A 25,914-nucleotide genomic window follows, 5' to 3' on the forward strand; every position below is an offset into this window, starting at 1 on the left:
CTACACCCTAACCAGCGGATCGGAAGTCACCTATCGGTAGTCCGACCCGGCTCAGCAGGCGGCGTGGTCGACGCGCGCCAGCAGGTTGCCCTCCGGGATGGCGATCCGGGCATGTGCGCCGGCCAGTCGGGCGGAGGCACGCCGGGCCTGGAGGGGGCCGTGCTCCCGGCGGGCCGCGGCGTAGCTGGCGGCGGTGCGGGCGGCGATCGTGGCCCACCCGTACTGTTCGCCGACCATGGTGCGGGCTCGGCGGGCCACCCGGCGGGCGAAGATCTCGTCGTCGAGCAGTTGACCGACCGCTCCGGCGAGCGCGTCCGGGTCGCTGTGCGGGAACGTCACCCCGGTCACGCCGGACTCCACGATCTCGGCGAGGCCACCGGTGCGGGCCACCGCCAGTGGCGCCCCGGCGGCTGCCGCCTCCAGCGCCACCATGCCGAACGGCTCGTAGAGGCTGGGCACCACCGTCGCGTCGGTGGCACCGAGCATCGCCGGCAGTTGGGTGGAGTCGAGGAAACCGGTGAACCGGACGGTCGAGCCGAGCGCCAGCCGTCCGGCCTGGGCCTCCAACTCGGGCCGGTAGGGGCCGTCGCCGGCGATCACCACGCGCAGACCCGGGTGCCGCTCGCGCAGCCGGGGGACCGCGTGCACGAGATGCTGGACGCCCTTCTCGTAGACCAGCCGGCCGGCGTACCCGATCAACGGGCCGTCCCCGGCGAACCGTGCCCGGGCCGACGCGACCGCGCGCGGACGGGCCCGCCAGGCCCGGCCGTCGACTCCGTTGGGCACCACGTCGACCTGGGTGGCCGGGGTGTCGAACAGGGCCTTCACCTGCTCGCGCATGTAACCGGAGCAGACGATCACCCGGCCGGACTCGCTGCTGAGCCACTGCTCGACGCCGTGGATGGTGCGGTTCATCTCCTCGGGCAGCCAGCCCTGGTGCCGCCCCGCCTCGGTGGCGTGCATGGTGGTGACCAGGGGCAGGTCCAGGTGCTCGGCCAGGGAGATGGCGGTGTGGGCGACGAGCCAGTCGTGGGCGTGGATGACGTCGTAGGCGCCAGCCTGGGTGGCGCGTAGTGCGGTGCGGGTGAGGGTGTGGTTGAAGGCCATGGTCCAGGCCAGCAGGGAGCTGGTGGCGAGGGGGAAGGCGACCGGGTCTTCGGGGGCGCGCAGGATGCGGACGCCGTCGGCGTACTCCTCCATGGGTGCGCCGTCGGTGTGGCGGGTGACGACGGTGACCTCGTGGCCGGCGGCGGCGAGGGCGACGGAGAGCGCGTGCACGTGGCGCCCGAGGCCGCCGACGAGCACCGGCGGGTATTCCCAGGACAGCATCAGCACCCGCAGTTGCCGGGCGGCGTGAATGTCGATCACGTGGGCGTCGGGTGACATGCGGCCCCCTTTGAGTTGTCCCCGGGCGCGCGCCGACCGACACCGGAAGTGATGCCGCCGTCGCGTCTGGATCGGGGCCAATCCTGCCGGGATCGAGATAACCGGCGGCGACACCACCGTTGCGGTCGTGTAAAGCGCTACTGGCCCTTTCGGCGCACCCGCAGCAGCTCGGCCACCGACCACGCCTGGAATGGGCAGCCGGTCGCGGCGTGCGGCGCGAGGCCGTCGGCCGTCTCGCTTACCGAGCCTAATCCATATTCGGTCAGATGAGACTCAATCCCAACGAACGTGTCATCGACCGACATCTTGCCCCGGCGGGCGGCGTCCACGTACGGGCCGAGCAGCCACGGCCACACCGTGCCCTGGTGATAGCCCCCGTCGCGCTCGGCGGGGCCACCCCGGTGCCGGCCCACGAACTCCGGCGAATCCGGGGCAAGGCTGCGCGGCCCGAGCGGGGTGAGTAGCCCGTCCGCCACCCGGCGCACCGTCGCCTCGTCCGGTTCCAGCGGCGCGAACGGCAGAGACCAGGCCAGCAACTGGTTGGGACGCAACGCGTCGTCGTCGTGCAGGGCCGCGCCACCCAGGGGGTACGCCGGCGCGGGCGCGTCCAGCACGTCGTGCAGCCAGCCAGTCGGCGCCGGGAAACGCTCCCGGAACGAGGCGGTCGCCTGCCCGTGCCGTCGCCACAGCTCGTCGGCGTCCTGCCCGGCCAACTCGGTCAGCTCGGCGAGCCCGGCCAGCCCATTGATCCACAACGCGTTGACCTCGACCGGCTTGCCGGTACGCGGGGTGACCGGCACCCCGTACACCCGGGCATCCATCCAGGTGAGCGCGGTGCCGGCGGCGCCCTGGCCGAGCAACCCGTCGGCCGGGTCGACGGCGATCCCGTACCGGGTGCCCGCCACGTGGGCGTCGATCACCGCACGCAGTGCGGGCAGCAACTCGTCGCCGAGATCGGTGTCACCGGTGACCGTCACGTGCCGGCTCACCGCGTGCAGGAACCACAACGTGCCGTCGACGGTGTTGTACTCCACCCGCCCGGTGTCGGCCGTGTTGGCCAGCATCCCCTCGGACAGCGTCGCCGCGTACGACCGCAGCAGCTCGCGCCCCTCGGCGGCCCGATTGGTGCAGAGGAACAACCCCTCGTACGAGATCATCGTGTCCCGGGACCAGGCCCCGAACCACGGGTAGCCGGCGACCACGTCCGCCGCCGCATCGTTTGTGCGCACCACGAACGCGTCGGCGGCCAGCACCAGGGTGGCCTCCACGTCGTCGACCGGCTTCGCCGTCGCCACCACCTGCCGGTTGCGCCGCCGGGCCGTCGCCACGATCTCCTCCGCCGACGGTGGCTCAGGGTCGAGGGCGAGTTGGCCGGCCCAGGCCCGCACCGACACCGTGTCGCCGGGGCGCGTCAGCTCGCCGACGAAACGTCCCGCGTACCAGAGGTCCTCGTCCGCGTTCAGGCCCCGGTTGGCCTCCTCGCGGTGGTGCACGCCCAGCCACCACTGCCCCTCGGGCGTCCAGCCCGGCCCGGCCAGCCGGTACGCGCCCTCGACGACCGCACCGTCGGCCACCGCCTCGACCTGCGGGATCGGGCCGTCGGCCCGCCGCTCGCCGTGCGCGTCGCGCCAGGTGCAGGCGGCGGACAGCTCCAGCCGGACGGGACCGCCGGCGATCAGCCGGTGCACCACCGCCACGCAGGAGCGGCCGGGCAACATGGCCAGCTCCCGCTCGATCACCACCGAGCCGATCCGCCACCGCCACCGGGGTAGCCCGTCGACCAGGTCGAAGCGTTCCAACAGCTCGAAGCCGCGCGGGTCCACGTCGCCGGAGGACCACTCGTGCGCGCCGAGCCGCACCCGCGCCCCGGACGGCAGGGTGACCGCCGGGTCCAGACTGACCAGTCCCACTTGACGGGACGCCGGGGTTTCGCCGGGGACCACGAGCAGACCGTGGTAGCGGCGGGTCCGCAGCCCGGCGACGGTGCCCATCGCGTAGCCGCCGAGACCGTCGGGAACCAGCCACTCCCGGCTGGCCGCGCTGGTCAGATCGCCGCAGAGCTGCGGGCCGAAGTGAATGTCAATCAACTTTCCTCCACCGGCGGCGGGGTGTAACACGCCACGACGAGAATGGCCGCTGTGGTCAAGTACCGCGGCGACGTCAAAGATGTGCACGTGATCACTGACCGATCGTCCTCCGACGCCTCGCCACCCGACGCCGAGCGGCTCCGGCTCGCCCAGGCTGACTCGGGGGAGCAGGACTGGCGCGCATGGGGTCCCTATCTGTCCGAACGGGCGTGGGGGACGGTACGGGAGGACTACAGCGAGCACGGTACGGCCTGGGACTACTTCCCGCATGACCACGCGCGGTCCAGAGCCTACCGTTGGAACGAAGACGGGATGGCCGGCGTCTGCGACGAACGACAGACGTTCGCCTTCGCCCTCGCGCTGTGGAACGGCAAGGACCCGATCCTCAAGGAGCGGATGTTCGGCCTCGGCGGCGACAGCGGCAACCACGGCGAGGACGTCAAGGAATACTGGTGGTACGAGGACTCCACGCCCACCCACTCGTGGATGCGCTGGCGCTACCACTACCCGCAGGCCGCCTTCCCGTACGACGAACTCGTCGCGGTGAACGCGTTGCGCGGCCGCGACGACACCGAGTACGAGCTTGTCGACACCGGGATCTTCGACGACGACAGGTACTGGGCGGTGACCGTCGACTACGCCAAGGCGTCCCCGACCGACCTGTGCATGGTGATCACCGTGGCCAACCGGGGCGACCGGGCGGCGACCCTGCACGTGCTGCCCACCCTGTGGTTCCGTAACACCTGGGCCTGGGGCCTGCCCGGCGGTGACCGCATCCCGACGCTGACCGGCCAGGGCACCCGGCTCGTCGGCGAGCACCGCGTGCTCGGTCAACTGCTGCTGGAGGGTGACGGCGGGCCGGTGCCGCTGCTCTGCGACAACGACACGAACGCCGAGCGGCTCTGGGGCCTGCCCGGCCGCTCGCCGTACCCGAAGGACGGCATCAACGACCACGTCGTCAACGGCGCGGCCACCGTCAACCCCGCGCGGGAGGGCACCAAGGGTGCGCTGCACTACGTGCTCGACGTGCCGGCCGGCGGGCAGCGCCAGATCCGGTTGCGGCTGACCCGCACCGCGTCGCCGCCGGCCGCCGCGCCGCCTCCGCCGGCCGACCTCAGCGAGGGCTTCGAGGCCGTCGTGTGGGCGCGGCGGGCCGAGGCGAACCGGTTCTTCGCCGGGGTGATCCCGCCGGCCGCCACCGCCGACGAGGCGCTGGTGGCCCGGCAGGCCATCGCCGGGCTGATGTGGGGCAAGCAGTTCTACCACTTCGACGTCAAACGCTGGCTCGAAGGCGACCCGGGCTCCACGCCGCCGGCCGGGCGCCGACACGGGCGCAACAGCGCCTGGTGGCACATGACCAGCTTCGACGTCATCTCCATGCCCGACCCGTGGGAATATCCCTGGTACGCGGCCTGGGACCTGGCCTTCCACTGCGTGAGCATCGCCCGGGTCGACCCGGGCTTCGCCAAGGAGCAGATCCTGCTCCTGCTGCGCGAGTGGTACCTGCACCCCAACGGGCAGATCCCGGCGTACGAGTGGGCGTTCGGTGACGTGAACCCGCCCGTGCACGCGTGGGCGGCGCTGAAGGTGTTCGAGATCGACGGAGGGCAGGACTACGAGTTCCTGGCCCGGGTGATGCACAAACTGCTGCTCAACTTCACCTGGTGGGTCAACCGCAAGGACACCGGCGGCAACAACGTCTTCGAGGGCGGGTTCCTCGGGCTGGACAACGTCGGGCCGTTCGACAGGTCGGCGGCGCTGCCGGTGGCCGGCGTGCTGGAGCAGTCCGACGGCACCGGCTGGATGGCCATGTACGCCCTCAACCTGCTGGACATGGCGATCGTCCTCGCCGAGCACGACCGGACCTGGGTGGACACCGCCACCAAGTTCTTCGAACACTTCCTCTACATCGCCGCCGCCGCGTACGAGCAGGGGTTGTGGGACGACGAGGACGCCTTCTTCTACGACGTGTTGCGCCTCGCCGACGGCACGAAGGTGCCGCTGAAGGTCCGCTCGGTGGTCGGCCTGCTGCCGTTGGCCGCGACCACCCGGCTCACCGCGAAGACCCTGCACCGCCTACCGGAGTTGGGCGCGCGGTTGCGCTGGTTCCTCACCAACCGCCCGGAGTACGCGGAGGTGATCGGCACCCGCCGGCTGGGCCCCGACGGCCGGCAGCAGCGGCTGCTGTCCATGGTGGGCCAGGAGCAGGTGGTCCGGCTGCTCGCCCGGATGCTCGACCCCGACGAGTTCCTCTCCGACTTCGGTCTGCGGACGCTGTCCCGCGCGCACCTGGACAAGCCGTTCTCCGTCACCCTCGGTGGGCAGGAGTTCTCCGTCGGCTACGAGCCGGCCGAGTCGACGAGCGGACTGTTCGGCGGCAACTCGAACTGGCGTGGACCGATCTGGATGCCGACGAACTTCCTGCTGATCAGCGCGCTGCGCGACTACGCGGCGTTCTTCGGCGACGACCTCCAGGTGGAATATCCGACCCGCTCCGGGGTGAAACGCTCGCTCGACGAGATCGCCGACGATCTCTCGGCCCGGCTGATCTCGCTGTTCACCCAGGACGACTGGGGTCGACGGCCGATCTACGGCGCCGCTCAGATGTTCCAGACCCACCCGGACTGGCGGGACCTGATCGCGTTCCCCGAGTACTTCCACGGCGACAACGGTGCCGGCCTGGGCGCCTGGCACCAGACCGGCTGGACGGCCCTGGTGGCCGACCTGATCCTCACCCTGCGTCGCTGACCGCAGGATCAGCAATCTGGCGGACGCCGGGCCCATTGGCGTACGGCTATGTTCGTGATCGAAAGATCCTTGCCGCCACACGGGGATGAGGTGAGGGTGTCGCTTCCTGGCCACCGATCGACGCGAAGGCCGCTCCGAGGACGAAGGCGATGACGAGCGCCGTCGCCCAGGTGCCGCCGTCGAGGTCACCGTCGCGCAGGACGGCCAACAGGATCGGCAGGGTCAGGGCGAAGACCGCCAGAAACCGTAGGCCACGTCGACGCTTGATCATGGTGTCGACTCCGTTCTCGTGGGCAGACTTCTCGACAGGAGGAATCATGCAGAAGTTTCGTACCGGCGTCGTGGCGACAATCGCCACACTCTCCCTGATCGGCGTCGCCGCCCCGGCCGCGGGGGCTCCGGCCCAGGCCGTCGCGGCGCCGACCGTGGTGCCGTGGTCGGCATCGCACGGTGCGGCCACCGCGAGCGGTGGACGCTGGTTGGAGACCCGGCCTGGTCAGGTCATTCCCGACGTGGTGGTCGAGGGGCAACTGGCGACGACAGGTGCCGGCTGCCATGCGGTCTGGGTGCAGTGGCGGCGCGACTTCTTCCCGTTGCCCTGGACCCAGGTCGCGAGTCGGTGCGGTGCCGGGACCACGCCGGTGGCCACCCGCTTCTACGGCTACCTCCCGACGGTGACCGGTCAGCTCAAGGTCTGTCGGGGTCAGGCCGATCAGCAGGACTGCGGACCGTCGACGTCGCTGACCAGCTGGCCGGTGGCGCAGCAATAGGGCCATCGTCCTCGGTTGCTGTCCCCCGCCGCCCGCCGCCCGCCGCCCGCCGCCCGTCGCCCGCCGCCCGTCCCCCGTCGCCCGCCGCATGATCGCGCTCGATCCAGGATCGAGTGGCCTCCGGGCGCCAGCGACACCACTACAACGTGGATCGAGCGCGATCATGCCCGGGGGGCGGCGGCGGGCGGGCGGCGGGAGCGACGAGTCGTCGCCAGGCCGGGTTGAAATGCACCTAATGCCATAACTTGTCCCGTTTGGCATCGTTCAGTCGTTGACGGGTGTCGACCGCCGAGCACGCCCGTCAGTCGAACTGAACGGGGGAAATTGGTGAGCTCTGTCCTGCGAAGAATCACGACCGCATCCACGGCGATGCTTGTCGTCGGCCTGGCAACCCTGGGATTGGGGACGCCGGCCTGGGCGGCGCCTGGTGACGCGAGTGCGCGAGGTGTGGTCGTCGACCTGTCCGCGGTGGTGCTCGGCACGCCCGTGATCAGCGCCGACGCGACAATCGGCACGGCCACCGCCCCGCCCGGAGGCGGCACCGACACCGACAACCAGGCCGTCTCGCTGCCCGGGGCGATCGGTATGACCGCCAGCGGCACCGTGGAGGTGTCCGCCACCCGTGCGGCGGCCTCCTCGTCGGCGTCCGCCCGCGTCACCGACTTCAACCTGGCCGTGCTCAGCGTCGACGTGGTGGGCCTGACCGAGGCCACCGCCACCGCGACCTGTCCGCAGGCCGGCGCGACAAGCGCCGGCACCACGCTTGTCGGGCTGGAACTCTTCGGCTCGGCGGCGACGCCGGAGCCGAACGGCCCTCCCGTCGTGGCGAGTGTGCCCGTGGTGGTGCCGGGGTTGGTAGGCGCGAGCCTGAACGCCTCGTTGACCCGGACCGAGACGACGACAGCCGACGGTGCCGCCGCGGTCGCCCTTCGGGCCGCCCTCACCCTGACGGGCCTCCTCCTCGGCGAACAGACGACCATCCCGATCGGGACCGTGATCGTGGCCGAGGCGACCTGCGCGCGTCCGCCCGCGGCGCCCGCCGCCGCGACGATCACGCCGGACGAGGGCCCGCAGGCGGGCGGCCAGACCGTCACGATCGCCGGTACGGGGTTCATCCAGGGCGGCACCACCGTCACCGTCGACGGAGTGCCGGCGACAGGTGTCACGGTGGCGCCGAACGGCACGTCCCTCACGGCGGTCACCCCGGCCGGCGCGGTCGGCCCCGCATCGGTGGTGATCAGCACGGTGAACGGCACGGCACCCCCGCTGGGCTACACGTACCTGGCCGGTGGCGGTGTGGTCACCGGACTCTCGCCGACCTCCGGACCGACCTCGGGGGGCACGACGGTGACGATCACCGGGACCGGCCTCACCGGCGCGACAGGCGTGACCTTCGGTGGCACACCGGGCACCAACCTCGTCGTCGCCCCGGGCGGCACGTCGCTGACCGTGGTCACACCGCCGGGGCCGGCTGGCACGGCGGACGTCACCGTGCTCCTCCCGGGTGGGAACGCGGACGCGCCGGACGGCTTCACCTACGTGGCGGCCGCTCCGACGGCCGGGACGATCGCGCCGAACCAGGGGCCGCAGACGGGCGGCCAGACCGTGACGATCACCGGTACGGGCTTCGTGCCCGGGAGCACGACTGTCACGTTCGACGGTGCCCCGGCCACCAACGTCACGGTCAACGCGCAGGGCACGTCGTTGACGGCGGTCACGCCCCCCGGCGCCGTCGGTCCGGCGGTCGTGGTGGTGAGCACCGGCGGTGGCGCGTCCGCGCCGCTGGACTACGCGTACCTGGCCGGCGGCGGCAACGCCACCGTGACGGGGCTGACCCCGACCACCGGGCCGACCTCGGGTGGCACCACTGTGACGATCACCGGGACCGGCCTCACCGGCGCGACCGGCGTGACCTTCGACGGGGTGCCCGGCACCGGGTTCACCGTGAACCCGGCCGGCACCACGATCACCGTGGTCACCCCACCCGGCCTGCCCGGCCCGGTGGACGTGATCGTGCAGGTGCCCGGTGACGACGTCGTCAGGGCGGACGCCTTCACGTACCGGATCGCCCCACCCGTCGTCGACGCGCTGACCCCGGCCGAGGGGCCGGCCGCCGGCGGTAGCACGGTGACGGTCCGTGGCTCCGGCTTCGTGCCAGGTCGGACCGTGGTCATCATCTGCGGTCAGACCATCCCGGCGAGCGGGGTCACCGTGGCGTCGGGCGGACGTTCGTTGACCTTCCGTACGCCGGCCTGCGCGGCCGGGAACACCACTGTCGCCGTACGTACCGACGGCGGGGTCTCCGGTGGCCTGGCCTTCCGCTACCTACCGCGGAGCCTGCCGGTGACCGGTGACGCCCTCACGGCGCCGTTGGCCGTCGGCGCGCTGCTGGCTCTCCTCGGCATGGTCCTCGTGCTGGTGACCCGGCGCAGGCGGCCCGCCGACCGGATCGGCTGACCGGCGGTCCCGGTCAGGACCCACTCCGGGTCCTGACCGGGACGCACGGCACGAAAGGCCGACCAGCGGGTGTACCGGTGTCGCGGCGCGCATCGGACCGGCGCTCGGAGCTAACCGCTCGCGGCGTTGTGTTTCGCGACCAGGCTCGGCAGTTCGTCCAGCGAGTCGATGCGGAACAGGCAGTGCGCGGCCACGTCGGGGAGGTCGAGGATGTGACCCCACGGGCCGCGCCGGATCAGGCACGTCGGCATCCCGACCTCCTGGGCCGGGCGTACGTCGTTGTCGGGCCGATCACCGACGTACAGAATCGACGCCGCGTCGCCGCCGCCGGCGCGGACGACCCGCTCGAAGAAGGCAGGTGACGGCTTCGCCACCCCCCATCCGTGCGACGTGCCGATCACGTCCACGGGGAGGCCGAGTGCGCGGAGGGTCGCCTCGGCGTGCGCGGGTTGGTTGCCGGCCAGGCCCAGGAGCAGGCCCTGGTCCTTCAGGGAGGTCAGGCACCGCCGCGCGTCGGGGTAGAGATCCTCCTCGCCGAACGACTCCTCCCGGCCCGCGGCGGCCCGGCGCTCAAGCTCGGTGTCGAGGTCGAAGTCGGGCCGGAAGGCCCGGAACGTCTCCTGGTAGTCCAGACCTCTGGCGATCACCGAACCGAGGACGGCCGAGAGTGTGTGCCGTGGCACGCCGAACCAGTCGGCCCAGGCCTCGAACTCACGGGACTCGTCGAGAATCGTCCCACCAACATCGAAGAAAACCGCGTTGATCACTGCGCCCCCGGTCACGGTCGTGGTGTCGGTGCAGCATAGACAACTCGGTCGCATGTGGACGCCCGACGAGGGCGTACGGTGTTCCGGTGCACGTGCTCGACGATCCGACGGTGTCCGCCAGGGTGGCCCGTTTCCTCGGCACGCACGGGGAGCGGTGGCCGAGCACCCCGGCCGAGCGGATCCGGCGGTCGGCGAGTGCGGACGGACCCGACGGGCCGCTGGCCGTGGTGCCCGACGAGCTGGTCGCGGTCGCCGTCGCGTTCGAGGAACGCTACGGCGGGCTCGCCTACCGGCTCAAGACAGACGGCAACCACATGGAGTACGGCCTGGAGGGCCCGGCGTACTTCCGCTGGACCGCCGACCTCGGGTGGATGTTCCCGGCAGCCCTCGACGGAGCCTGGACGTGGGGCGTCGATGTCCTGCTCGACGGGCGCACCGCCATGGCCCCGGGCAACTGGCCGTACCGGCTGATCGACCGCACCATCGAGCAGCGGCTCGAGAAACACGCGCTCCTGGCGGAGGTGCGGCGTTGGCCGCACGTCACGCTCACCTACGAGACCGCGACCCTGGTGTCGCCGACGGTCACCCTGAGCGGTGTCCCGGAGGTGCGCGAGGCCACCGGCCCAGCCGATCGTCTGTGGTACGACGGTGCGGTGGCGGCGTGCCTCTCCCTTCGTGGCTGGCCCGCCGGGAGGGACCGCTGGGTGTTGCGGTGCTTCTCCCGGACGAGATCCGGGTTGTCCGGCGTGCTCGACCAGCTCAGTGAGATCGGCGAGCTGGACGACTGGTGCTCGATCTGTGGCCGCGCCCTGCGGCCGTCGATGCCTTCCTACGTCCCGCAGGGCGGCGAACCGGGCCTCTGTCTACCCTCGGTCCATGGGGGAGTCTGCGGAGCCGGTGGGTGAGGTGCTCGTGCTCGGGCGGTCGCGGGTCTGGCCCGCCGTCGCGGTGCCGTCCGCGATGGTGGTCGGCCTGGTCGTCGTCGCGGTGCTGCTCGACTGGGTCAGCTGGGGCGGGTTGGTGCTCAGTGCCGCGTCGATGGTCCTCGCGTTCGTCCGATGGCGAAACGCGGTGTTGGCCGACGACACCGGGCTGCTGGTACGCGACCGTGGCGGCTTGCGGCGCTCGTACGCGTGGTCGGAGATCGAGCGAATGGGCTGGCAGGGGAATTCCCTTGTGGTCTATCCCCGCGGCGGCCCCTACGACGTCCCGGGACCCAATGCGTCAGTCACCGTGGCACGCATCTCGCAAGCGAGACGCGCGCACCTCGCCGACCCGATGCCGGCGCTGCTTAAGACACATGGCATCAAGGAGCTGGGCGAGCCCTGATTCGCTCAGGGTCGTCGACCACGGTCAGCCGCAGCGTCCGAGCGGCGATGGGTGCGAAGCCCAGGGACCGGTAGATGGACTCCCCGTCCTCACCAGCCTTCATGAACTGGCCGCCCGACTCCGCCTCGGCTCGGCCGCCCTGATGAGACAGGCCTTAGTAGGGCGGGGTGGGCATCTCCGGTGCGTGCCGGCGTGACCGTCGGGAGTCCGCGCCCGCCACCGCGAGCAGCACCACCGCGGCGGCGGCACCGGCGGTGAGCGAATTGAGGCGCATCGTTGCCGGCACCAGCAGGCCGAGGGCCAGGAGGCCGGCCAGCCGGGAGCGGGAGACCCGGGCGAACACCTGGTATTCGAGGGCTGATCGTCCGGCGAGGAAGACGACGGGGCCGCCGAGGATGGCGATGAGCCACGCCGCTGGCAGGTGCCCGAGCGGCTCGGTGATGAGCAGTTCGAAGCCAACGCCGGTGAGCACGATCCCGGCGATCATGACCAGGTGGGCGAACGCCATCTCGGTCGCGAGCCGATCGGCGTGGCCCGAGCGGCTGACGGCGGTGTCCATCACCTTCCCCGCCAGGTGGAAGTAGATCCGCCAGAGCAGCACTGTGGTCGCCAGGGCCAGGACGAAGCCGGCCGTCTGGTCGGCGTGGAAATCGCTGCCGCTGAACGCCAGACCGATGACGAAGATCGCCTCACCGATCGCGATGAGGAGGAACTGTTGGTAGCGCTCGGCCAGGTGCCCGGCCGCGATCGCCCGGCCGCCGATCCGTTGCGCGCCGATGCGGGGGGTCGGCCACCCGAGGTAGAGCCCGGTGTAGTCGATCAGCACGGCGATGATCCAGAGTGGCCCACGGATCGTGCCCTCGTCGGCCAGACCACCGATGATCCAGAGCGGTGCGCTCAGAGCGAACCAGACCAGGACCCGGGTGGTCTGCCGGGGATCGGGCCGGCCGTGCCCGGCGATGTGGAAGTAGACCACGCGGCCGATCTGGAGGCTCACGTAGGTGATGGCGAAGAGGGAGGCGCGCGCGCCGAAGCCGTCGGGCACCGCGACCGCCATCGTCATGGCGCCGACCGCCGTCATCACGATGACGACCTGGACGATCGGCGCCTCCGGGTCCAGCCAACTTGTCGACCAGACGGTCAGCGACCAGACCGCCCACAGCGCCAGGAACAGCAGGAGTGCCTGACCGAGGCCCGCGACCACGCCGCGCCCACCGTCGGTGAAGTCGCTGATCACGCGTGCCGAGATCCGGGTGAGGGCGAAGACGAAGACGAGGTCGAGAAAGAGTTCCAGGAACGTGGCTCGTTGCCGGCTGGCGGCGTCGCGCACCAGCCCTTCGTCGCGCTGCTCGCTCATCCGTCCGCCGCGGGCCGGTGCCGTCGAACGACCACGTGGCCTCCCGTCATGATGATCCCCTCACCTAACGAGCGACGGTCGGCGGTGGCACGTGGGGCCGGAGGAACGGCTTCGTTCGCCTTACGGCTGTAAGGTCATACGGTGACCACACCGAGAACGCGCGCTCGCAACAAGCGTGGCGAAGGCAGCCAGTTGCGCGAGGAGATCGTCCGCGCCGCCGGCACGCTGCTGGACGGTGGCGACCCGCAGAGCGTGACGCTGCGGGCGGTGGCCCGGGAGGCCGGCATCTCGGCGCCGTCGATCTACGCGCACTTCCCGGACCTGGACTCGATTCTGCTGGTGGTCGCCCAGCGCGCGTTCGCCGCCCTGGAGCAGGAGTTGGCCGGGCCGGACGACAGGGACCCGGCCGAGCGGCTGCGGGCGATAAGCGCTGCCTACCTGACCTTCGCCGAGCGCCAGCCGCACCGGTACCGGCTGATGTTCGGGGCGGTCTGGGATGCCGGCGAGGCCCGCGATCGGACGCCGGCGTTGGCGGACGACCTCGCCGTGCTCGGCATGGGCGCCTTCGAGGTCATCCACCGCACCGTCGCCGAGTGTGCCGCGAAGGGACTCTCGACGAGCGCGGATCCCTTCGCCGACGCGACGGCGCTCTGGGTGGGGCTGCACGGGCTCGCCCAACTCCAGGTGGCGACGCCGCTGTTTCCCTGGCCACCCCACCTGCGGGAGGCCCTCATCGGACGACTGGCACTGCTGGTCTGACCGGGGCGGACAGTCGCCAATCCGTCACCAGGCGACTGCTGTCGGTGTCCGCCCTTACGCTCAACTGCGTGCCCGGACCTGCCGAGAAGGCCACCGAACAGGACCGGCGTGACCTCATCGTCACGGTCGCGCGCGAGCTGGCCGAGGCGGAGGGCTGGGCGGGGGTGAGCACCCGACGCCTCGCCGAGCGGACCGACATCGACGTCGGCGACCTCTACCGGCACTTCGCGGATCTCGATGCTCTCCTCGCCGCCGTGGCCGTCTGCGCCTTCGCCGACCTGGCCGCCGATCTGGCGGAGGCGCACGCGGAGGGCGCCGGCAGCCCCGAGGGGGCCTGGCCGGCTGTCGCTTCCGCGTACCTCGACTTCGCGTACACGAATCCCGAGGTCTATGACGCGATGCTCGCGCTGACCCCCGACCTGGCCCTCGGCGTCGGTGGGGTCCCGGCCGCGCCGCGGGCGGTCTTCGCCGAACTGCGCGCGGCCCTGACCCCGCTGGCCGAGGGGCGCGACCCGGACACCCTCGCCGAGGTGGGTTGGAGCCTGCTGCACGGCGTGGTGATGCTCACCCGGGGCGGACGACTCCGACCCGAGGGGCAGGAGGAACGCGAGGTGTTGATCGCCAAGCGGTTGCTGCGGTGGCCGTGACGGGCGCCCTGGTCAGTTGAGGGGCTGGCGGTCGGACGGCCCCTTGTCGACGAACCGGAACGTGCTGTCCAGCGGCGCGGTGCTCAACTCCTTGAGGATCAGACCGTTGCCGGCGGCGTACAGAAGGAACCGGGTCTCACTGCCGATCGCGTACGTGCCGGCGTCCATGGGAGTGATGCTGAACCGCTGGATCGGGTTGTCCGGATCGCAGACGGCGGCCTCGACGGTCAGCTCGGGCTCGATGTCCAGAGCGTTCACCTGCCAGCAGGACGGATCGTCGTTGGCGGGGTGATCGTCCTTCGTGCCGAAAGCCTTGATCACGTACTGGTCGTTGCCGATCGGCGTCGGAACGAACAGGACGCGTCCGCCGGTGTCGCCGCCCTCCTCAAGGCGGCCGCTGAGTTCCAGCGCGTTCCCTGGTCCCTGCACCCGCGCCATGGTGACCTCGTGCTTGCCGGACAGCAGGGGGTCGGTCGCGAGTGCCGCCGGTGACGGCGTTCCCCCCGGTGGCGTCGACGGGGACGCCACGGCACCCGACGGCGTCGGCGTGGCCTTCGGCGCCTTGTCGGCGTCGCTCCCGCACGCCACAAGCGCGCCGGTGCACGCCAGCAGCGCCGCGCCGGCACCCCAGTTCATCGTGATCACGTCGTACTCCTCATGAGCTGTCCCGACCTCTCGGCCGCGAGGAATTCTCCCACCCACCAGACGAAAGTCAGGCCGGGACGGTTCACGGAAAAATCCGAAATTCACAGCGGATCTCCCGCCTATCCTGTCCCTTCGACGGGGCGGCGAAGGCATGGGGAGGGGACGGGATGACGGACGGCGCGGCGGCGCGGCGGCAGGCGCAGGTGCTGATCTTCGATGCGGACGACACGTTGTGGGAGAACAACGTGGTCTTCGAGCGGGTGATCGACGACTTTCTTGGGTGGCTCGACCACCCGACGTTGGATCGCACCGAGATCCGATTGATCCTCGACGACATCGAGCGGGCCAACACGGTGGCGCACGGGTACGGCAGCAAGGTCTTCCTGCGCAGTCTGGCGGAGTGCCTGGAGCGGCTGCGTGAACGGCCGGCCACCGACTCCGAGCGCCAGGAGATCGAGCGCCTGGCGGTCGCCCTCGTCGAGCACAAGGTGGAGCTGATGCCGGGGGTGGCCGACGCGCTCGACGAGCTGGCCGGCCGGCACGAGCTGCTGCTGCTCACCAAGGGCGACCAGGCGGATCAGCAACGCAAGCTGGACGCCTGCGGGCTGCTGCACCACTTCCGGGCCGCGCACATCGTCGCCGAGAAGGACGTCGAGACGTACCGGTGGCTGGTCCGGGAACACCGGCTTGATCCGACCCGGGCCTGGATGATCGGCAACTCCCCGAAGTCGGACATCCTGCCGGCACGTGCGGCCGGGTTGAACGCGGTCTTCATTCCCAACGTGAACACGTGGGTGTTGGAGAACGACGAACTGGACCCCACCGACGGCGGGGTGTTGCGGCTCGCCGCGTTCCGTGACCTGTTGCACCACTTCTAAGGCCGGTGCCGAAAGCGAACAGCGTCGACGATCATGGTCGCGTTACGCCGGCTTGTCTGATTTTCACCCTGGGATCAGTCCCGCCGTCGGTCGCCCGGCGCGGCTTGTCCGCCCGGTCCGGGTCGGCCTAACCTGGCCCGGCGCTCACGGCCTTCGGGGTGTCTGCCGGGAGCGCGCCGGCGTTCGGCGGCTGGCACCGTGGAGCTGAGTGCCGGAGCTGTCCGCTCCCATCCGGACGGCCGAGGGTCAGGGTCGGGTAGTTGCGGACCCGATCCTGACCCGGCCACCGATCGACCGCGCCCGGTCGAGCGGCGCAGACCAAGCGCCGCAGGCCGGGCGATCGTGCGGCGCAGGCCGGGCGATCGTGCGGCGCAGGCCGGGCGGCGTGGTGGGTCGCGACCTCAGGAGGCCCCGCCCCGGACGATCGACACCGCCACCCGGCAGAACTCGTCCATGTCCGGGTTGAACCCGGCCGCGATGTCGGGATGCAACCCGGAGCGGGTCTCCTCCAACAGTCGCTGGCAGACCTGCTCGACCGGCTCGCCGCCGTAGCCGGCGCGAACCCGGTCGGTGGCCGCCTGAAGCGCCGAGGTCAACTGCTCTTCCAGCGGGCCCCGCAGCTTCTGCTGCACAGGGTCGAGCCCGCGTGGGTCGAGCGTGACATGTGGCTCCGACATCGGTGCTCCCTTCGTCGGCGTCCGCGATACCCCACCGCGGTCGTCGGTCAAACCCCGTCCGGTACGGCAGCGACCCGCACCCGGTACGAGAAGTCCTCGGCCGGCTCCTCCTGGTACGACAATCGGCGGATCTGCCGGTCGTCCTGGTAGAGCGCGACGTCCACAAGCACACCGAGGTGGGTGAGGCCGATGGACGACACCCGCTTCTTGTCCTGCAGCACTGCGCAGACGCCGCCGAGCAGGGTGCTGGCGTCGCCCGTGCGGTGCCCGGGCGGACACCGCAGGACCATCTCCACCGCGATCGGCCCGCCCAACGGCGTCCAGCCGGTGCGCTGAGCCGCGATGAGGGCGGCCTGGAGCAGGGTGCGGACCCTCGTCGCCTGCCGATGCCCGGCCGCGAAGATGGACAACGCTTCGGTCTTGACCGGTGGCAGGCCGCTCACCTCGAATGTCAGGGCGAGAGCGCGGGTGTCCTGCACGACGGCACCTCCTCGTTGGGACGATCCTGCCGAACCGGGGGAGCGGCGGTGGGACGTTCCCGCGATTACCAACCGATCGGGCAGGACGGGGGTCGGCCGGAGGCGTGTCGACGGCGGCGGCGAGCGCCCTGGCTGCGGCGTGAGGAAAACGCTAGCCGACGCCGGCCGCCCCCGGTAGTCGGCCAGTCACCCGATGGGGCGCGGCGGAAAGGCGCAGAACTCGTTGCCCTCCGGGTCGGCCAGCACCCACCACCAGTGTGTCGCGTCGAGCGGCTCCCGCAGCAGCGTCGCGCCCGCCGCGATCAGCGCCATCGGCTCCGGGTCGAGCAGGTCGACGTCCCAGTGCAGCCGGTTCTTGACCGTCTTGGGCTCGGGCACCCCGGCGAAAACCCAGTGGTCCCAGGGGAACCCGGCCGCGCCGGTGACCCCCGCGTGGGTCGACTCGTCCTCGACGGCGCCGCCGACCACACCGGCCCACCAGGTCGCCTGCGCGAGCGGGTCGGCCGAGTCGACGACCAGCTCGAACGGGCCCGGCCCGGTGCCCTCACGAGCCGGGAAGGCGCAGAACTCGTTGCCCTCCGGGTCGACGAGCACCCACCAGGTGGCCTCGCCGGCCGGCTCCCGGACCAGCCGTGCGCCGGCCGCGAGCAGCGCCGCCGGGTCCGCGCCGGCCAACCGCAGATCCAGGTGTACGCGGGTCTTGCCGACCCGGGGTTCGGGAACCTTGTTCACCCAGAGCGACTCGGCGGTCGAACGCGCCGAGCGGGGATCGACCCGGGTGTCGTCGTCGCCGGCATCGGCCACGTCACCGTCGAGCATCCGGGCCCAGAAGGCGCCGAGTGCGAGCGCGTCGGTGGCGTCCAGGCAGAGGTCCTTGAAGCGCGCGATCATCTGTCGATGGGGCTCAGTGCTGCTTGGCGTACGCGATGAAGGCCTTCCAGGCCGTGGGGTCGACGCGCAGGGTGCCGCCGTCGCGGTCCTTGGTGTCGCGCACCAGCACCACGCTCGGCAGGTTGTCGGCGACCTCCACGCAGGACCCGCCGTTGCCGCCGGACCTGGTCGACGTGCGCCACTGTGGGGTCAGCATGTCCATGACTTGGCCACTTCCTTGATCAGCTCGGTTGACTGCCGGCGGGGGAGCGCCTCGTTTCGCACGATCTCCCACGTCTTCGCCAGCTTAGCGACGTCGGTCGGCGCATCGACAAACTGCGCGGTGAGCTGGTTGTCGGCGTGAGCGACCCGTTCACCGTCGGGCATCTCGGCGATGATGAACTGCCCGGCCAACCCCAGATACATTCCCGCATCCACCGGCACGATGTGCACCTGGATATGCTCCGCCGTCGCCAACTGCACCAGGTGCTCACACTGCTCGACCATGAGCCCCGGCTGGTCGAGCACCGGCCGACGCAGCACCGCCTCGTCCAGGACGGCGATGAGCTGCGGTGGGCGCGGGCGTTGCAGGATCGCCTGCCGCTCCAGCCGGGAGGCGACGATCCGATCCACGTCCTCGGCGTCGAACCGGCCACCGGCCAGCGTGGCCCGCGCGTACCGCTCGGTCTGGAGCAGACCCGGCACGTACGCCAACTCGAACCAGCGCAGCGTGGTCGCCTCCCGCTCGAACTCGATCCACTCGCGCAGCCAGGCCGGCTCGGCGTCGAGCCGGGCCAACTTCTCCAGCATCCGTTGGAAGCGTCCCGCGGTCGGGTGGTGCGTGTCGATGGCCCGCATGTACTCCTTGGTGGGCGCCCGGCCGCCGGTCTCCACCGAGCTGACGTGTGAGCCGGAATAGCCGATGCCCCGGCCGAAGTCGTCCTGACTGAACCCGAGCCCCGTGCGGAACAGGCGAAGCTCCTCCAACACGTAGTCGGTGACGTTGCCCATCGAATCCCCAATCCCTGCCCAACCTGAACCGGCGTGTCCGTCGTGGTTGCTCGACCGGGCCGCTGAGCTGCACGGATGCCGCGAGCACGTATCGACCGTAGTCGGGTCCTCGCAAACTGTCACCAGTGGCGGGCTCGCCGGTGGCCGAGAGGGCGGCGGCGGGCTCTGCTCCCGGGGTCGCTCCCGTCTCCCCCTTGCGGGAGCGGCCCCTTCCCGTACCCCGAGGAGGTCACTGTGCTGAGCCCGACCGGGCACCACGACGAAACGAGGTGGCGGTGATGGTGGTCCGGCCCCCCGTACCGCACGTCGCCATGCGTCCGCTGTGGCGGTGCCGCAACTGTGGCCGGGAATGGCCCTGCCAGCCGGCCAAACTCGCCCTGCTGTCGGAGTACCGGACCAGCAGGACCACGCTGCTCATCTACCTCGGCACCCTCATGAACGAGGCGACGGCCCAGCTCACCCAACTGCACCCGGACCACCCGCCGGCCCGGATGACCGAGCGCTTCCTCTCCTGGGCGAGAGCCCGGGGCTGACGTTGCCCGCCGTCGGTCATCCCGGGAAGTGGATCAGCGGCACCCCGTCGGAGTATTCGGGACCTTCACTTGTCAGCACCGCGGAGTCATGGGTCAGGCCCGCCACCGCTGCGGCGGCCAGGTCGAAGCGGCGGGTCCTGCGCTGCCAGAAGGTCAGCTCCGGCAGATCCTCCGACCGCTCCGGCAGCAGCGCGCAGGAGGGCAGGGCCAGCAGCTTGTGCAGCAGCGCCAGGTCCTTGCCGGTCGTGATGGTCAACGCTTCGGTCGCTGCCACCACCGGCACCCCGAAACGCACCCCGTCCTCAATCACCTCGTGGACGGGCTCGCCCACGTGCACCGTCCGGAGGACGGCGTAGCCCAGCAGAGCCGACCGGTCCAGGATCAGCCGGACCGGTGGCGTCGTCTCCGAGGTCATGCGGCGTCGGCGCGGGGAGCGTCGTCGTCGCCGTCCATCTCGGCCGCCATGGCGGCGCGGATCTTGGCGCGCTCCGCCTCGAACCGCTCCGGGGACCACTCGGCGTCCACGCCCAGGCGACGGGCCCGCGCCTCGGCCACACCCTGCTCGGTGACGTGGATGCCGGAGGCAAGCAACAACTCCCTGTGCTGCTCCACGCGTCGGCGGCGGCGCACCGCCTCGGTGACGTAGGCGCTGGCCATGCGGTTGCCCTGGCTCTCCAGGATCTGACTCACGTCCGGGGGAACGGAGATCGTGAAGCGGCGCTGAGGCTCTGTCATACGCGCAGCCTACACCTGTCATACTTCAGGGCGGGCGTTGCGCGTACGTCAGGCGGGTTTGACTCTGGTGGTTTCCGGGTGCGGGCTGGCGGCGGCGGTCCGGGCCTCGCGGAGTGACAAGCGACGTGCCAGCGCCGTGGCGCCCGCGATCGCGCCCAGGACCATGGCGATCTCCGTAACCACCACTGACGGGGCCAGGCTGTAGTCGGTGGCCCAGGCGAAGCCGACGGTGATCGGCGTGATGACGATGCCGGCCACCGGCACGAGGACGCTCATCAATCGGGCCGTCCGCCGGATCTCGGGCAGGGCGCGGAGGCGGGTCCGCACCGCGACGACGGCTCCCGCGGCGACCACGGCGCCCGGTGTGCCGTAGGCGACGGCGACGGCGAGCTGGATCGGTACGTCGATCGAGCGGGGGATGTCGATCAGGTGGACGAACACCGGGTAGGCCGCCTCCAGGAGGCCGTAGCCGAGCACGGCGCCGAGCACCGCGCCGATCAGTGCGGTGCCCACAACGCGGCCGTAGTCGCCGCGAACCCGTCGGACGCCAGCCTCGTCGGCGAGCCGGCGGGCGAAGCCGGCCACGTCACCGCCGATCAACTGCGCGGGATCGCCCCCGTCGTTGGCCGCGGCCCGCAGGTCGAGGCGCAGGTCGGCGGCGAGTGTCGCCCGATCGGCGGAGCCCACCCCGTACCCGCGCCACGCCTGGTCGGCTTCGCCCAGCAGGCGGTCGATGGTGTCCATGGGTCAACTCCTCGTGGGTGTGTGGTCGAGCGGAGTGAGCACGGCGTCGACCGTGTCGGTGAAGCGGTCCCACTGTTTCTGCCAGGCGTCCAGATGGGTGCGACCGGACCCGGTCAGCGCGTAGACCTTTCGGGGTGGGCCGGTCGGACTGACCTGCTGCTCGTGAGCGACAAGGCCGAGTCGGCGCATCCGGGTCAGCAGCGGATAGATGGTGCCGTAGCTGATGGCGCCGAAACCGGCCGTCTCCATCCGCCGCACCAACTCGTAGCCGTGCGCGGGCTCGCGTGCCAGCAGCGCCAGCAGGCACATGTCGAGCGCGCCCCGCAGGAGTTGGGTCTGCCGGTCGTTGTCGTCGATGGACTGGCTATCCGCCGCTACCATGCGACACATACTACCCCGCTAATTGGTCTCGCGATATACCGGAACGAACTCCCGCTGTGACAGCCAGGTTTCGCGACTTCGCGGGTGGGGCAGAGTAGCCACACAGAGCATCCGGGCCGGGGCGTTGTCGCAGCTCATCGAACCTGGACATGGCTCGCCGTGCGCCGGGGCACGGACGCCCTCCCCGGCCTTTCGCCGAGGAGAGGGGGAGGGCGATGACGGACCCCGAAACGGCTCCACACCCACGCCGATCGATCGTTCGGCTGGGCGCGGCGGCCGCCGCGTTGGCACTTGTCGCACCGCTGGCCGCGTGCGGCGCGGACGACGATGGCGGCCCGCCGACGATCAACCTGTACTACCCGCCCGAGCAGAACCTGCAAAAGGTCGTCGACGACTGCAACGCGCAGGCGCAGGGGCGGTACGAGATCTCCTACCAGGTGCTGCCCCGACAGGCCGACGACCAGCGGGTACAGATGGTGCGCCGGCTCGCCGCCCAGGACAGCGGAATGGACCTGCTCGGGCTGGACGTCACCTGGACCCAGGAGTTCGCCAGCGCCGACTGGATCCGCGAGTGGACCGGCCAGGACAAGGCCGAGGTCGAGCAGGGCACCCTCGCCGGGCCGCTGGCCACCGCCCGCTACGAGGACAAGCTGTATGCGGCGCCGAAGAACACGAACGTCCAGTTGCTCTGGTACCGCAAGGACCTGGTGCCGCAGCCGCCGACCACCTGGGACCAGATGATCAGCGCGGCACAGCAGCTCAAGGACCAGGGCAAGCCGTACCAGGTGCTCACCATGGGCGCCCAGTACGAGGGCCTGGTCGTCCTCTACAACACCCTGGCCGAGAGCGCCGGAGGAAAGATCCTCAACGACGACGGCACGAAGGCCGTGATGGACGACGGCACCGTCCGGGCGTTGGAGCAACTGAAGAAGTTCGCCACGTCGGGCGTGACCTCGCCGTCGTTCAGCAACGCCACCGAGGACCCGGTCCGGCTGGAGTTCCAGTCCGGCTCGGGCGCGTTCCAGGTGAACTGGCCGTTCGTCTACCCGGCCCTGCAGGAGGCCAACCCCGACCTGGCCAAGCAGGTCGGCTGGGCCCGGATCCCCGGCATCGACGAGGGCACCCCCAGCAAGGTCACCATCGGCGGGGTCAACCTGGCCGTCAGCTCCTACTCCAAGCACCCGGAGATGTCCTTCGAGGCGGCCCGGTGCATCCGCAGCGCCGAGCACCAGAAGTTCTCCGCCATCAAGGACGGCGTGCCACCCACGATCGAGGCGGTCTTCGACGACCCGGAGATGACCGAGGCGTACCCGATGAAGGACACCATCCTGGAAGAGCTGAAGGAACCGGCGACCCGCCCCCTGACCCCGGCCTACCAGAGCATCTCCACGGTGATGTCGGCGATCCTGTCGCCCCCCTCGGCGATCCGTCCCCAGCAGACCGCCGACGAGCTGCGCGACGCCATCGCCGATGCCCTCCAGTCGAAGGGGGTTCTGCCGTGAGCGCGAGGAGTGAGCCGGTCCTGCGAGCCCCGCAGTCGCGAAAGAAGGTGGCACCGTGAGCATCAACGCCACGCCGACCGGCGCGGACGTCGCCGCGGAGGAGACCCGAGCGCCCGCCGCCGTGCCCACCCAACGCGGTGGTCGCCGTAAGCCGCAACTGAGCGCGAACAAGAAATCCGAACGCCGGCTGGGCTGGTTGCTCTGCGCCCCCGCCGCGCTGGTCATGATCCTGGTGACCGCGTACCCGATCCTCTACTCGGTCTGGCTGTCGTTGCAGCGCTACGACCTGCGCTTCCCCGACCAGCGCGAGTTCATCGGTCTGGAAAACTACGTCACGGTGCTCACCAACGAGTTCTGGTGGACCGCGTTCGGGGTGACCGCGCTGATCACCGTGGTCACCGTGGCCGTCGAGCTGGTGCTCGGCATGGGTCTGGCGATCATCATGCACCGCACCCTGGTCGGGCGGGGCATCGTCCGCACCTCGGCGCTCATCCCGTACGGGATCGTCACGGTTGTCGCGGCGTTCTCCTGGCGGTACGCCTGGACGCCCGGCACCGGCTACCTGGCCGACGTGTTCAGCGACGGCGCGCCGCTCACCGAACGGGCCAGCTCTCTGGCGATCATCATGCTCGCGGAGATCTGGAAGACCACCCCGTTCATGGCGCTGCTGCTGATGGCCGGGCTGGCGCTGGTGCCGGAGGACCTGCTCAAGGCGGCGTCCACCGACGGCGCCACCGCCTGGCAGAAGTTCACGAAGGTGATGCTGCCGGTGATGAAGCCGGCGATCCTGGTCGCGCTGCTGTTCCGCACCCTGGACGCGTTCCGGGTCTTCGACAACATCTTCGTGCTGACCTCCGGGGCCAACGAGACCTCGTCGGTGTCGATGCTCGCCTACAACAACCTGATCCGAGGCCTCAACCTCGGGATCGGCTCGACGATGTCGGTGCTGATCTTCATCGCCGTGGCGATCATCGCGTTCGTCTTCGTGAAGCTGTTCGGCACCGCTGCCCCCGGCAGCGACGACGGGGAGAGGCGCTGACATGGCTGTCGAAACCACCACCCGGGCCAAACTGCGCTGGGGGCTGCTGGACGTCGTCGTGGTCGTCTTCGCGCTCGTCCCGGTGCTGTGGATCGCGTCGCTGTCGTTCAAGACACCGGCCACCCTCACCGACGGAAACTTCATTCCGCGGGAGTGGACGCTGGACAACTACAAGACGATCTTCGACACCGACCAGTTCGTCCGGGCACTCGTCAACTCGATCGGCATCGCCCTGATCGCCACGCTGATCGCGGTGGTGCTCGGCGCGATGGCCGCGTACGCCATCAGTCGGCTGGACTTCCCCGGCAAGAAGGTGCTCGTCGGTGTGTCCCTGCTGATCGCGATGTTCCCGCAGGTGTCGCTGGTGTCACCGCTGTTCGAGATCGAGCGGACGATCGGCATCTTCGACACCTGGCTCGGGCTGATCACCCCGTACATCACCTTCGCGCTGCCGCTGGCGATCTACACGCTGTCGGCGTTCTTCAAGCAGATCCCCTGGGACCTGGAGAAGGCCGCCAAGATGGACGGCGCCACGCAGGCCCAGGCGTTCCGCCGGGTGATCGCCCCGCTGGCCGCCCCCGGGCTGTTCACCACGGCGATCCTGGTGTTCATCTTCTGCTGGAACGACTTCCTGTTCGCCATCTCGCTGACGTCCACCGAGCGGTCCCGCACGGTGCCGGCGGCACTGTCGTTCTTCACCGGCGCGTCGCAGTTCGAGGACCCCACCGGGGCGATCTGTGCCGCCGCCGTCGTGATCACCGTACCGATCATCCTGTTCGTCCTCTTCTTCCAGCGCCGCATCGTGTCCGGCCTGACCTCCGGCGCAGTCAAGGGATAGGTGAGTAGTCATGGCTGACATCGTGCTCGACAAGGTGAGCAAGAGTTTCCCGGACGGGACCGTCGCCGTGCAGGACGTCGACCTGGAGATCGCCGACGGCGAGTTCGTGATCCTGGTCGGCCCCTCGGGCTGCGGAAAGTCCACCACCCTCAACATGATCGCCGGCCTGGAGGACATCAGCTCCGGCGAGCTGCGCATCGGCGGCCAGCGGGTGAACGACAAGGCCCCCCGGGACCGGGACATCGCGATGGTCTTCCAGTCGTACGCCCTGTACCCGAACATGACCGTGCGGGAGAACATGGCGTTCCCGCTGCGGCTGGCGAAGCTGGACAAGGAGACCATCAACTCCAAGGTCGACGAGGCGGCCAAGGTGCTGGAGTTGACCACCCTGCTGGACCGCAAGCCCGCCAACCTCTCCGGAGGGCAGCGGCAGCGCGTCGCGATGGGTCGGGCGATCGTCCGCCAGCCCAAGGCGTTCCTGATGGACGAGCCGCTGTCCAACCTCGACGCCAAACTACGGGTGCAGATGCGTACGGTGGTGTCCCGGTTGCAGAAGCAGCTCGGCACGACCACCGTCTACGTCACCCACGACCAGACCGAGGCGATGACCCTCGGCGACCGGGTGGTGATCATGCGCGGCGGCGCGGTGCAGCAGGTCGGCCCACCCCAGGAGCTCTACGACCACCCGCGCAACCTCTTCGTGGCCGGCTTCATCGGCTCACCGTCGATGAACTTCCTGCACGCCGCCGTACAGGACGGCAGCCTGCACACCGCGCTCGGTGACGTGCCGCTCGGCGACCGCGTCCGCCGTGAGCTGGAGGCGGCCGACGCACCCCGGGAGCTGATCCTCGGCATCCGCCCCGAGCACTTCGAGGACGCCGAACTTGTCGACGACGACACCCGCCGCCGGGGCATGGAGTTCGAGGCGCCCGTCGACATCGTCGAGTCGATGGGCTCCGACAAGTACGTCTACTTCACCGTGGAGGGCGAGAAGGCCAGCGCCGCCGAGCTGGAGGAGTTGGCCGCCGACGCCGGTGCCGCCGACTTCGCCGGCGCCGGCGGCAACCTGGTGACCCGGCTGTCCGCGGAGTCACCGGCGGCCGAGGGGCAGTCACGCCGGGTCTGGTTCAACCTGGAGAAGATCCACCTGTTCGACCCGGCCACCGGCCGCAACCTGACCCTGCACGAGGGGCGGGCCTCCGGCGCGCTCGCCGACTGACAACGCCACATCCCGTCGATCTTGCACTTTCTGTCGCCGATATAGGGCGGAATACG

28 protein-coding genes are annotated in these 25,914 nt (G+C 70.6%); 13 read left to right on the top strand and 15 right to left on the bottom strand.

Going from position 1 to position 25,914, the window contains the following annotated elements:
• Positions 1–51 precede the first annotated feature (51 nt).
• The gene (locus tag ACPXBU_RS25220; protein ID WP_425759913.1) at positions 52–1,386 is read right to left on the bottom strand and encodes a glycosyltransferase family 4 protein; all 1,335 of its coding nucleotides are present in this window, start codon (positions 1,384–1,386) and stop codon (positions 52–54) included.
• A gap of 137 nt (positions 1,387–1,523) precedes the next feature.
• Positions 1,524–3,473, bottom strand: a complete 1,950-nt coding sequence (locus ACPXBU_RS25225; protein ID WP_425759914.1) for an amylo-alpha-1,6-glucosidase — start codon at positions 3,471–3,473, stop codon at positions 1,524–1,526.
• A 42-nt stretch (positions 3,474–3,515) separates the two neighbouring features.
• Here ACPXBU_RS25225 and ACPXBU_RS25230 point away from each other — a divergent pair, with 42 nt between their 5' ends.
• The gene (locus tag ACPXBU_RS25230) at positions 3,516–6,221 is read left to right on the top strand and encodes an MGH1-like glycoside hydrolase domain-containing protein (RefSeq protein ID WP_393362669.1); all 2,706 of its coding nucleotides are present in this window, start codon (positions 3,516–3,518) and stop codon (positions 6,219–6,221) included.
• Between the two features lie 46 nt (positions 6,222–6,267).
• Here ACPXBU_RS25230 and ACPXBU_RS25235 read toward each other — a convergent pair whose 3' ends face one another.
• The gene (locus ACPXBU_RS25235; protein WP_425759915.1) at positions 6,268–6,540 is read right to left on the bottom strand and encodes a hypothetical protein; all 273 of its coding nucleotides are present in this window, start codon (positions 6,538–6,540) and stop codon (positions 6,268–6,270) included.
• On the opposite strand from ACPXBU_RS25235, the gene ACPXBU_RS25240 reads away from it, so the two are divergent.
• Both ACPXBU_RS25240 and ACPXBU_RS25245 read left to right on the top strand, forming a co-directional pair.
• Complete coding sequence (locus ACPXBU_RS25240; protein ID WP_393362664.1) at positions 6,539–6,991, top strand: hypothetical protein; 453 nt, start codon at positions 6,539–6,541, stop codon at positions 6,989–6,991. The genes ACPXBU_RS25235 and ACPXBU_RS25240 overlap by 2 nt on opposite strands.
• A gap of 369 nt (positions 6,992–7,360) precedes the next feature.
• Positions 7,361–9,448 (top strand): IPT/TIG domain-containing protein, encoded by a 2,088-nt coding sequence (locus ACPXBU_RS25245; protein WP_425759916.1) that lies wholly within the window; start codon positions 7,361–7,363, stop codon positions 9,446–9,448.
• Between the two features lie 110 nt (positions 9,449–9,558).
• Here the strand turns inward: ACPXBU_RS25245 and ACPXBU_RS25250 are convergent, their stop codons facing one another.
• The gene (locus ACPXBU_RS25250) at positions 9,559–10,215 is read right to left on the bottom strand and encodes an HAD family hydrolase (RefSeq protein ID WP_393364454.1); all 657 of its coding nucleotides are present in this window, start codon (positions 10,213–10,215) and stop codon (positions 9,559–9,561) included.
• Between the two features lie 86 nt (positions 10,216–10,301).
• Between ACPXBU_RS25250 and ACPXBU_RS25255 the strand changes: the two genes are divergently transcribed.
• Positions 10,302–11,120, top strand: a complete 819-nt coding sequence (locus ACPXBU_RS25255) for a hypothetical protein (protein ID WP_425759917.1) — start codon at positions 10,302–10,304, stop codon at positions 11,118–11,120.
• The gene (locus ACPXBU_RS25260) at positions 11,092–11,544 is read left to right on the top strand and encodes a hypothetical protein (protein ID WP_425759918.1); all 453 of its coding nucleotides are present in this window, start codon (positions 11,092–11,094) and stop codon (positions 11,542–11,544) included. Before ACPXBU_RS25255 ends, ACPXBU_RS25260 begins: the two co-directional genes overlap by 29 nt.
• 154 nt (positions 11,545–11,698) lie before the next feature.
• On the opposite strand, the gene ACPXBU_RS25265 is transcribed toward ACPXBU_RS25260, so the two are convergent.
• Entirely contained in the window at positions 11,699–12,901 is a 1,203-nt protein-coding gene (locus ACPXBU_RS25265) for a low temperature requirement protein A (RefSeq protein WP_425759919.1), read from the bottom strand.
• A 141-nt stretch (positions 12,902–13,042) separates the two neighbouring features.
• On the opposite strand from ACPXBU_RS25265, the gene ACPXBU_RS25270 reads away from it, so the two are divergent.
• Both ACPXBU_RS25270 and ACPXBU_RS25275 read left to right on the top strand, forming a co-directional pair.
• Positions 13,043–13,660: a TetR/AcrR family transcriptional regulator gene (locus ACPXBU_RS25270; protein ID WP_393362647.1), complete on the top strand. Its 618-nt coding sequence runs from the start codon at positions 13,043–13,045 to the stop codon at positions 13,658–13,660.
• A gap of 68 nt (positions 13,661–13,728) precedes the next feature.
• Entirely contained in the window at positions 13,729–14,307 is a 579-nt protein-coding gene (locus ACPXBU_RS25275) for a TetR/AcrR family transcriptional regulator (RefSeq protein ID WP_393362644.1), read from the top strand.
• A 12-nt stretch (positions 14,308–14,319) separates the two neighbouring features.
• Here the strand turns inward: ACPXBU_RS25275 and ACPXBU_RS25280 are convergent, their stop codons facing one another.
• Complete coding sequence (locus tag ACPXBU_RS25280) at positions 14,320–14,952, bottom strand: hypothetical protein (protein WP_393362641.1); 633 nt, start codon at positions 14,950–14,952, stop codon at positions 14,320–14,322.
• A gap of 167 nt (positions 14,953–15,119) precedes the next feature.
• Between ACPXBU_RS25280 and ACPXBU_RS25285 the strand changes: the two genes are divergently transcribed.
• A complete protein-coding gene (locus ACPXBU_RS25285) occupies positions 15,120–15,830 on the top strand; it encodes an HAD family hydrolase (protein WP_425759920.1) in 711 nt (236 codons plus the stop codon).
• 401 nt (positions 15,831–16,231) lie between these two features.
• On the opposite strand, the gene ACPXBU_RS25290 is transcribed toward ACPXBU_RS25285, so the two are convergent.
• The 5 genes from ACPXBU_RS25290 to ACPXBU_RS25310 form a co-directional block, all read right to left on the bottom strand.
• Positions 16,232–16,507, bottom strand: a complete 276-nt coding sequence (locus ACPXBU_RS25290; protein WP_393362635.1) for a hypothetical protein — start codon at positions 16,505–16,507, stop codon at positions 16,232–16,234.
• Between the two features lie 47 nt (positions 16,508–16,554).
• Positions 16,555–16,986, bottom strand: coding sequence for a hypothetical protein (locus ACPXBU_RS25295; RefSeq protein ID WP_425759921.1), 432 nt, complete (start codon positions 16,984–16,986; stop codon positions 16,555–16,557).
• Positions 16,987–17,172: 186 nt separating this feature from the next.
• On the bottom strand, positions 17,173–17,877 hold the full coding sequence (locus tag ACPXBU_RS25300) for a VOC family protein (RefSeq protein ID WP_425759922.1): 705 nt from the start codon (positions 17,875–17,877) through the stop codon (positions 17,173–17,175).
• Between the two features lie 13 nt (positions 17,878–17,890).
• Positions 17,891–18,073 carry a DUF397 domain-containing protein gene (locus tag ACPXBU_RS25305; protein ID WP_425760045.1) on the bottom strand — a complete coding sequence of 61 codons (183 nt, stop codon included), beginning with the start codon at positions 18,071–18,073 and terminating at the stop codon, positions 17,891–17,893.
• Positions 18,067–18,867 (bottom strand): helix-turn-helix domain-containing protein, encoded by an 801-nt coding sequence (locus ACPXBU_RS25310; protein WP_425759924.1) that lies wholly within the window; start codon positions 18,865–18,867, stop codon positions 18,067–18,069. The genes ACPXBU_RS25305 and ACPXBU_RS25310 overlap by 7 nt, the downstream gene beginning before the upstream one ends.
• Before the next feature lie 278 nt (positions 18,868–19,145).
• Between ACPXBU_RS25310 and ACPXBU_RS25315 the strand changes: the two genes are divergently transcribed.
• Positions 19,146–19,400, top strand: coding sequence for a flavin reductase (locus tag ACPXBU_RS25315; protein WP_393362624.1), 255 nt, complete (start codon positions 19,146–19,148; stop codon positions 19,398–19,400).
• Positions 19,401–19,416: 16 nt separating this feature from the next.
• On the opposite strand, the gene ACPXBU_RS25320 is transcribed toward ACPXBU_RS25315, so the two are convergent.
• Genes ACPXBU_RS25320 through ACPXBU_RS25335 form a run of 4 tightly spaced genes read right to left on the bottom strand, consistent with a single transcriptional unit; the run spans position 19,417 to position 21,260 of the window.
• Positions 19,417–19,815 (bottom strand): hypothetical protein, encoded by a 399-nt coding sequence (locus ACPXBU_RS25320; protein ID WP_393362621.1) that lies wholly within the window; start codon positions 19,813–19,815, stop codon positions 19,417–19,419.
• Positions 19,812–20,135, bottom strand: a complete 324-nt coding sequence (locus ACPXBU_RS25325) for a hypothetical protein (RefSeq protein ID WP_393362618.1) — start codon at positions 20,133–20,135, stop codon at positions 19,812–19,814. Before ACPXBU_RS25325 ends, ACPXBU_RS25320 begins: the two co-directional genes overlap by 4 nt.
• Before the next feature lie 48 nt (positions 20,136–20,183).
• Complete coding sequence (locus ACPXBU_RS25330; protein WP_425759925.1) at positions 20,184–20,879, bottom strand: hypothetical protein; 696 nt, start codon at positions 20,877–20,879, stop codon at positions 20,184–20,186.
• Between the two features lie 3 nt (positions 20,880–20,882).
• Positions 20,883–21,260 carry a PadR family transcriptional regulator gene (locus tag ACPXBU_RS25335; protein WP_425759926.1) on the bottom strand — a complete coding sequence of 126 codons (378 nt, stop codon included), beginning with the start codon at positions 21,258–21,260 and terminating at the stop codon, positions 20,883–20,885.
• 215 nt (positions 21,261–21,475) lie between these two features.
• Between ACPXBU_RS25335 and ACPXBU_RS25340 the strand changes: the two genes are divergently transcribed.
• Genes ACPXBU_RS25340 through ACPXBU_RS25355 form a run of 4 tightly spaced genes read left to right on the top strand, consistent with a single transcriptional unit; the run spans position 21,476 to position 25,858 of the window.
• The gene (locus tag ACPXBU_RS25340; protein WP_425759927.1) at positions 21,476–22,762 is read left to right on the top strand and encodes an ABC transporter substrate-binding protein; all 1,287 of its coding nucleotides are present in this window, start codon (positions 21,476–21,478) and stop codon (positions 22,760–22,762) included.
• Between the two features lie 55 nt (positions 22,763–22,817).
• On the top strand, positions 22,818–23,801 hold the full coding sequence (locus tag ACPXBU_RS25345; RefSeq protein WP_393362607.1) for a carbohydrate ABC transporter permease: 984 nt from the start codon (positions 22,818–22,820) through the stop codon (positions 23,799–23,801).
• A 1-nt stretch (position 23,802) separates the two neighbouring features.
• The gene (locus tag ACPXBU_RS25350; RefSeq protein ID WP_357248472.1) at positions 23,803–24,639 is read left to right on the top strand and encodes a carbohydrate ABC transporter permease; all 837 of its coding nucleotides are present in this window, start codon (positions 23,803–23,805) and stop codon (positions 24,637–24,639) included.
• A gap of 10 nt (positions 24,640–24,649) precedes the next feature.
• Entirely contained in the window at positions 24,650–25,858 is a 1,209-nt protein-coding gene (locus ACPXBU_RS25355; RefSeq protein WP_393362603.1) for an ABC transporter ATP-binding protein, read from the top strand.
• The last annotated feature ends 56 nt before the right edge of the window (positions 25,859–25,914 follow it).

The organism is Micromonospora sp. DT231 (genome assembly GCF_049847025.1).
GTDB lineage: Bacteria > Actinomycetota > Actinomycetes > Mycobacteriales > Micromonosporaceae > Micromonospora.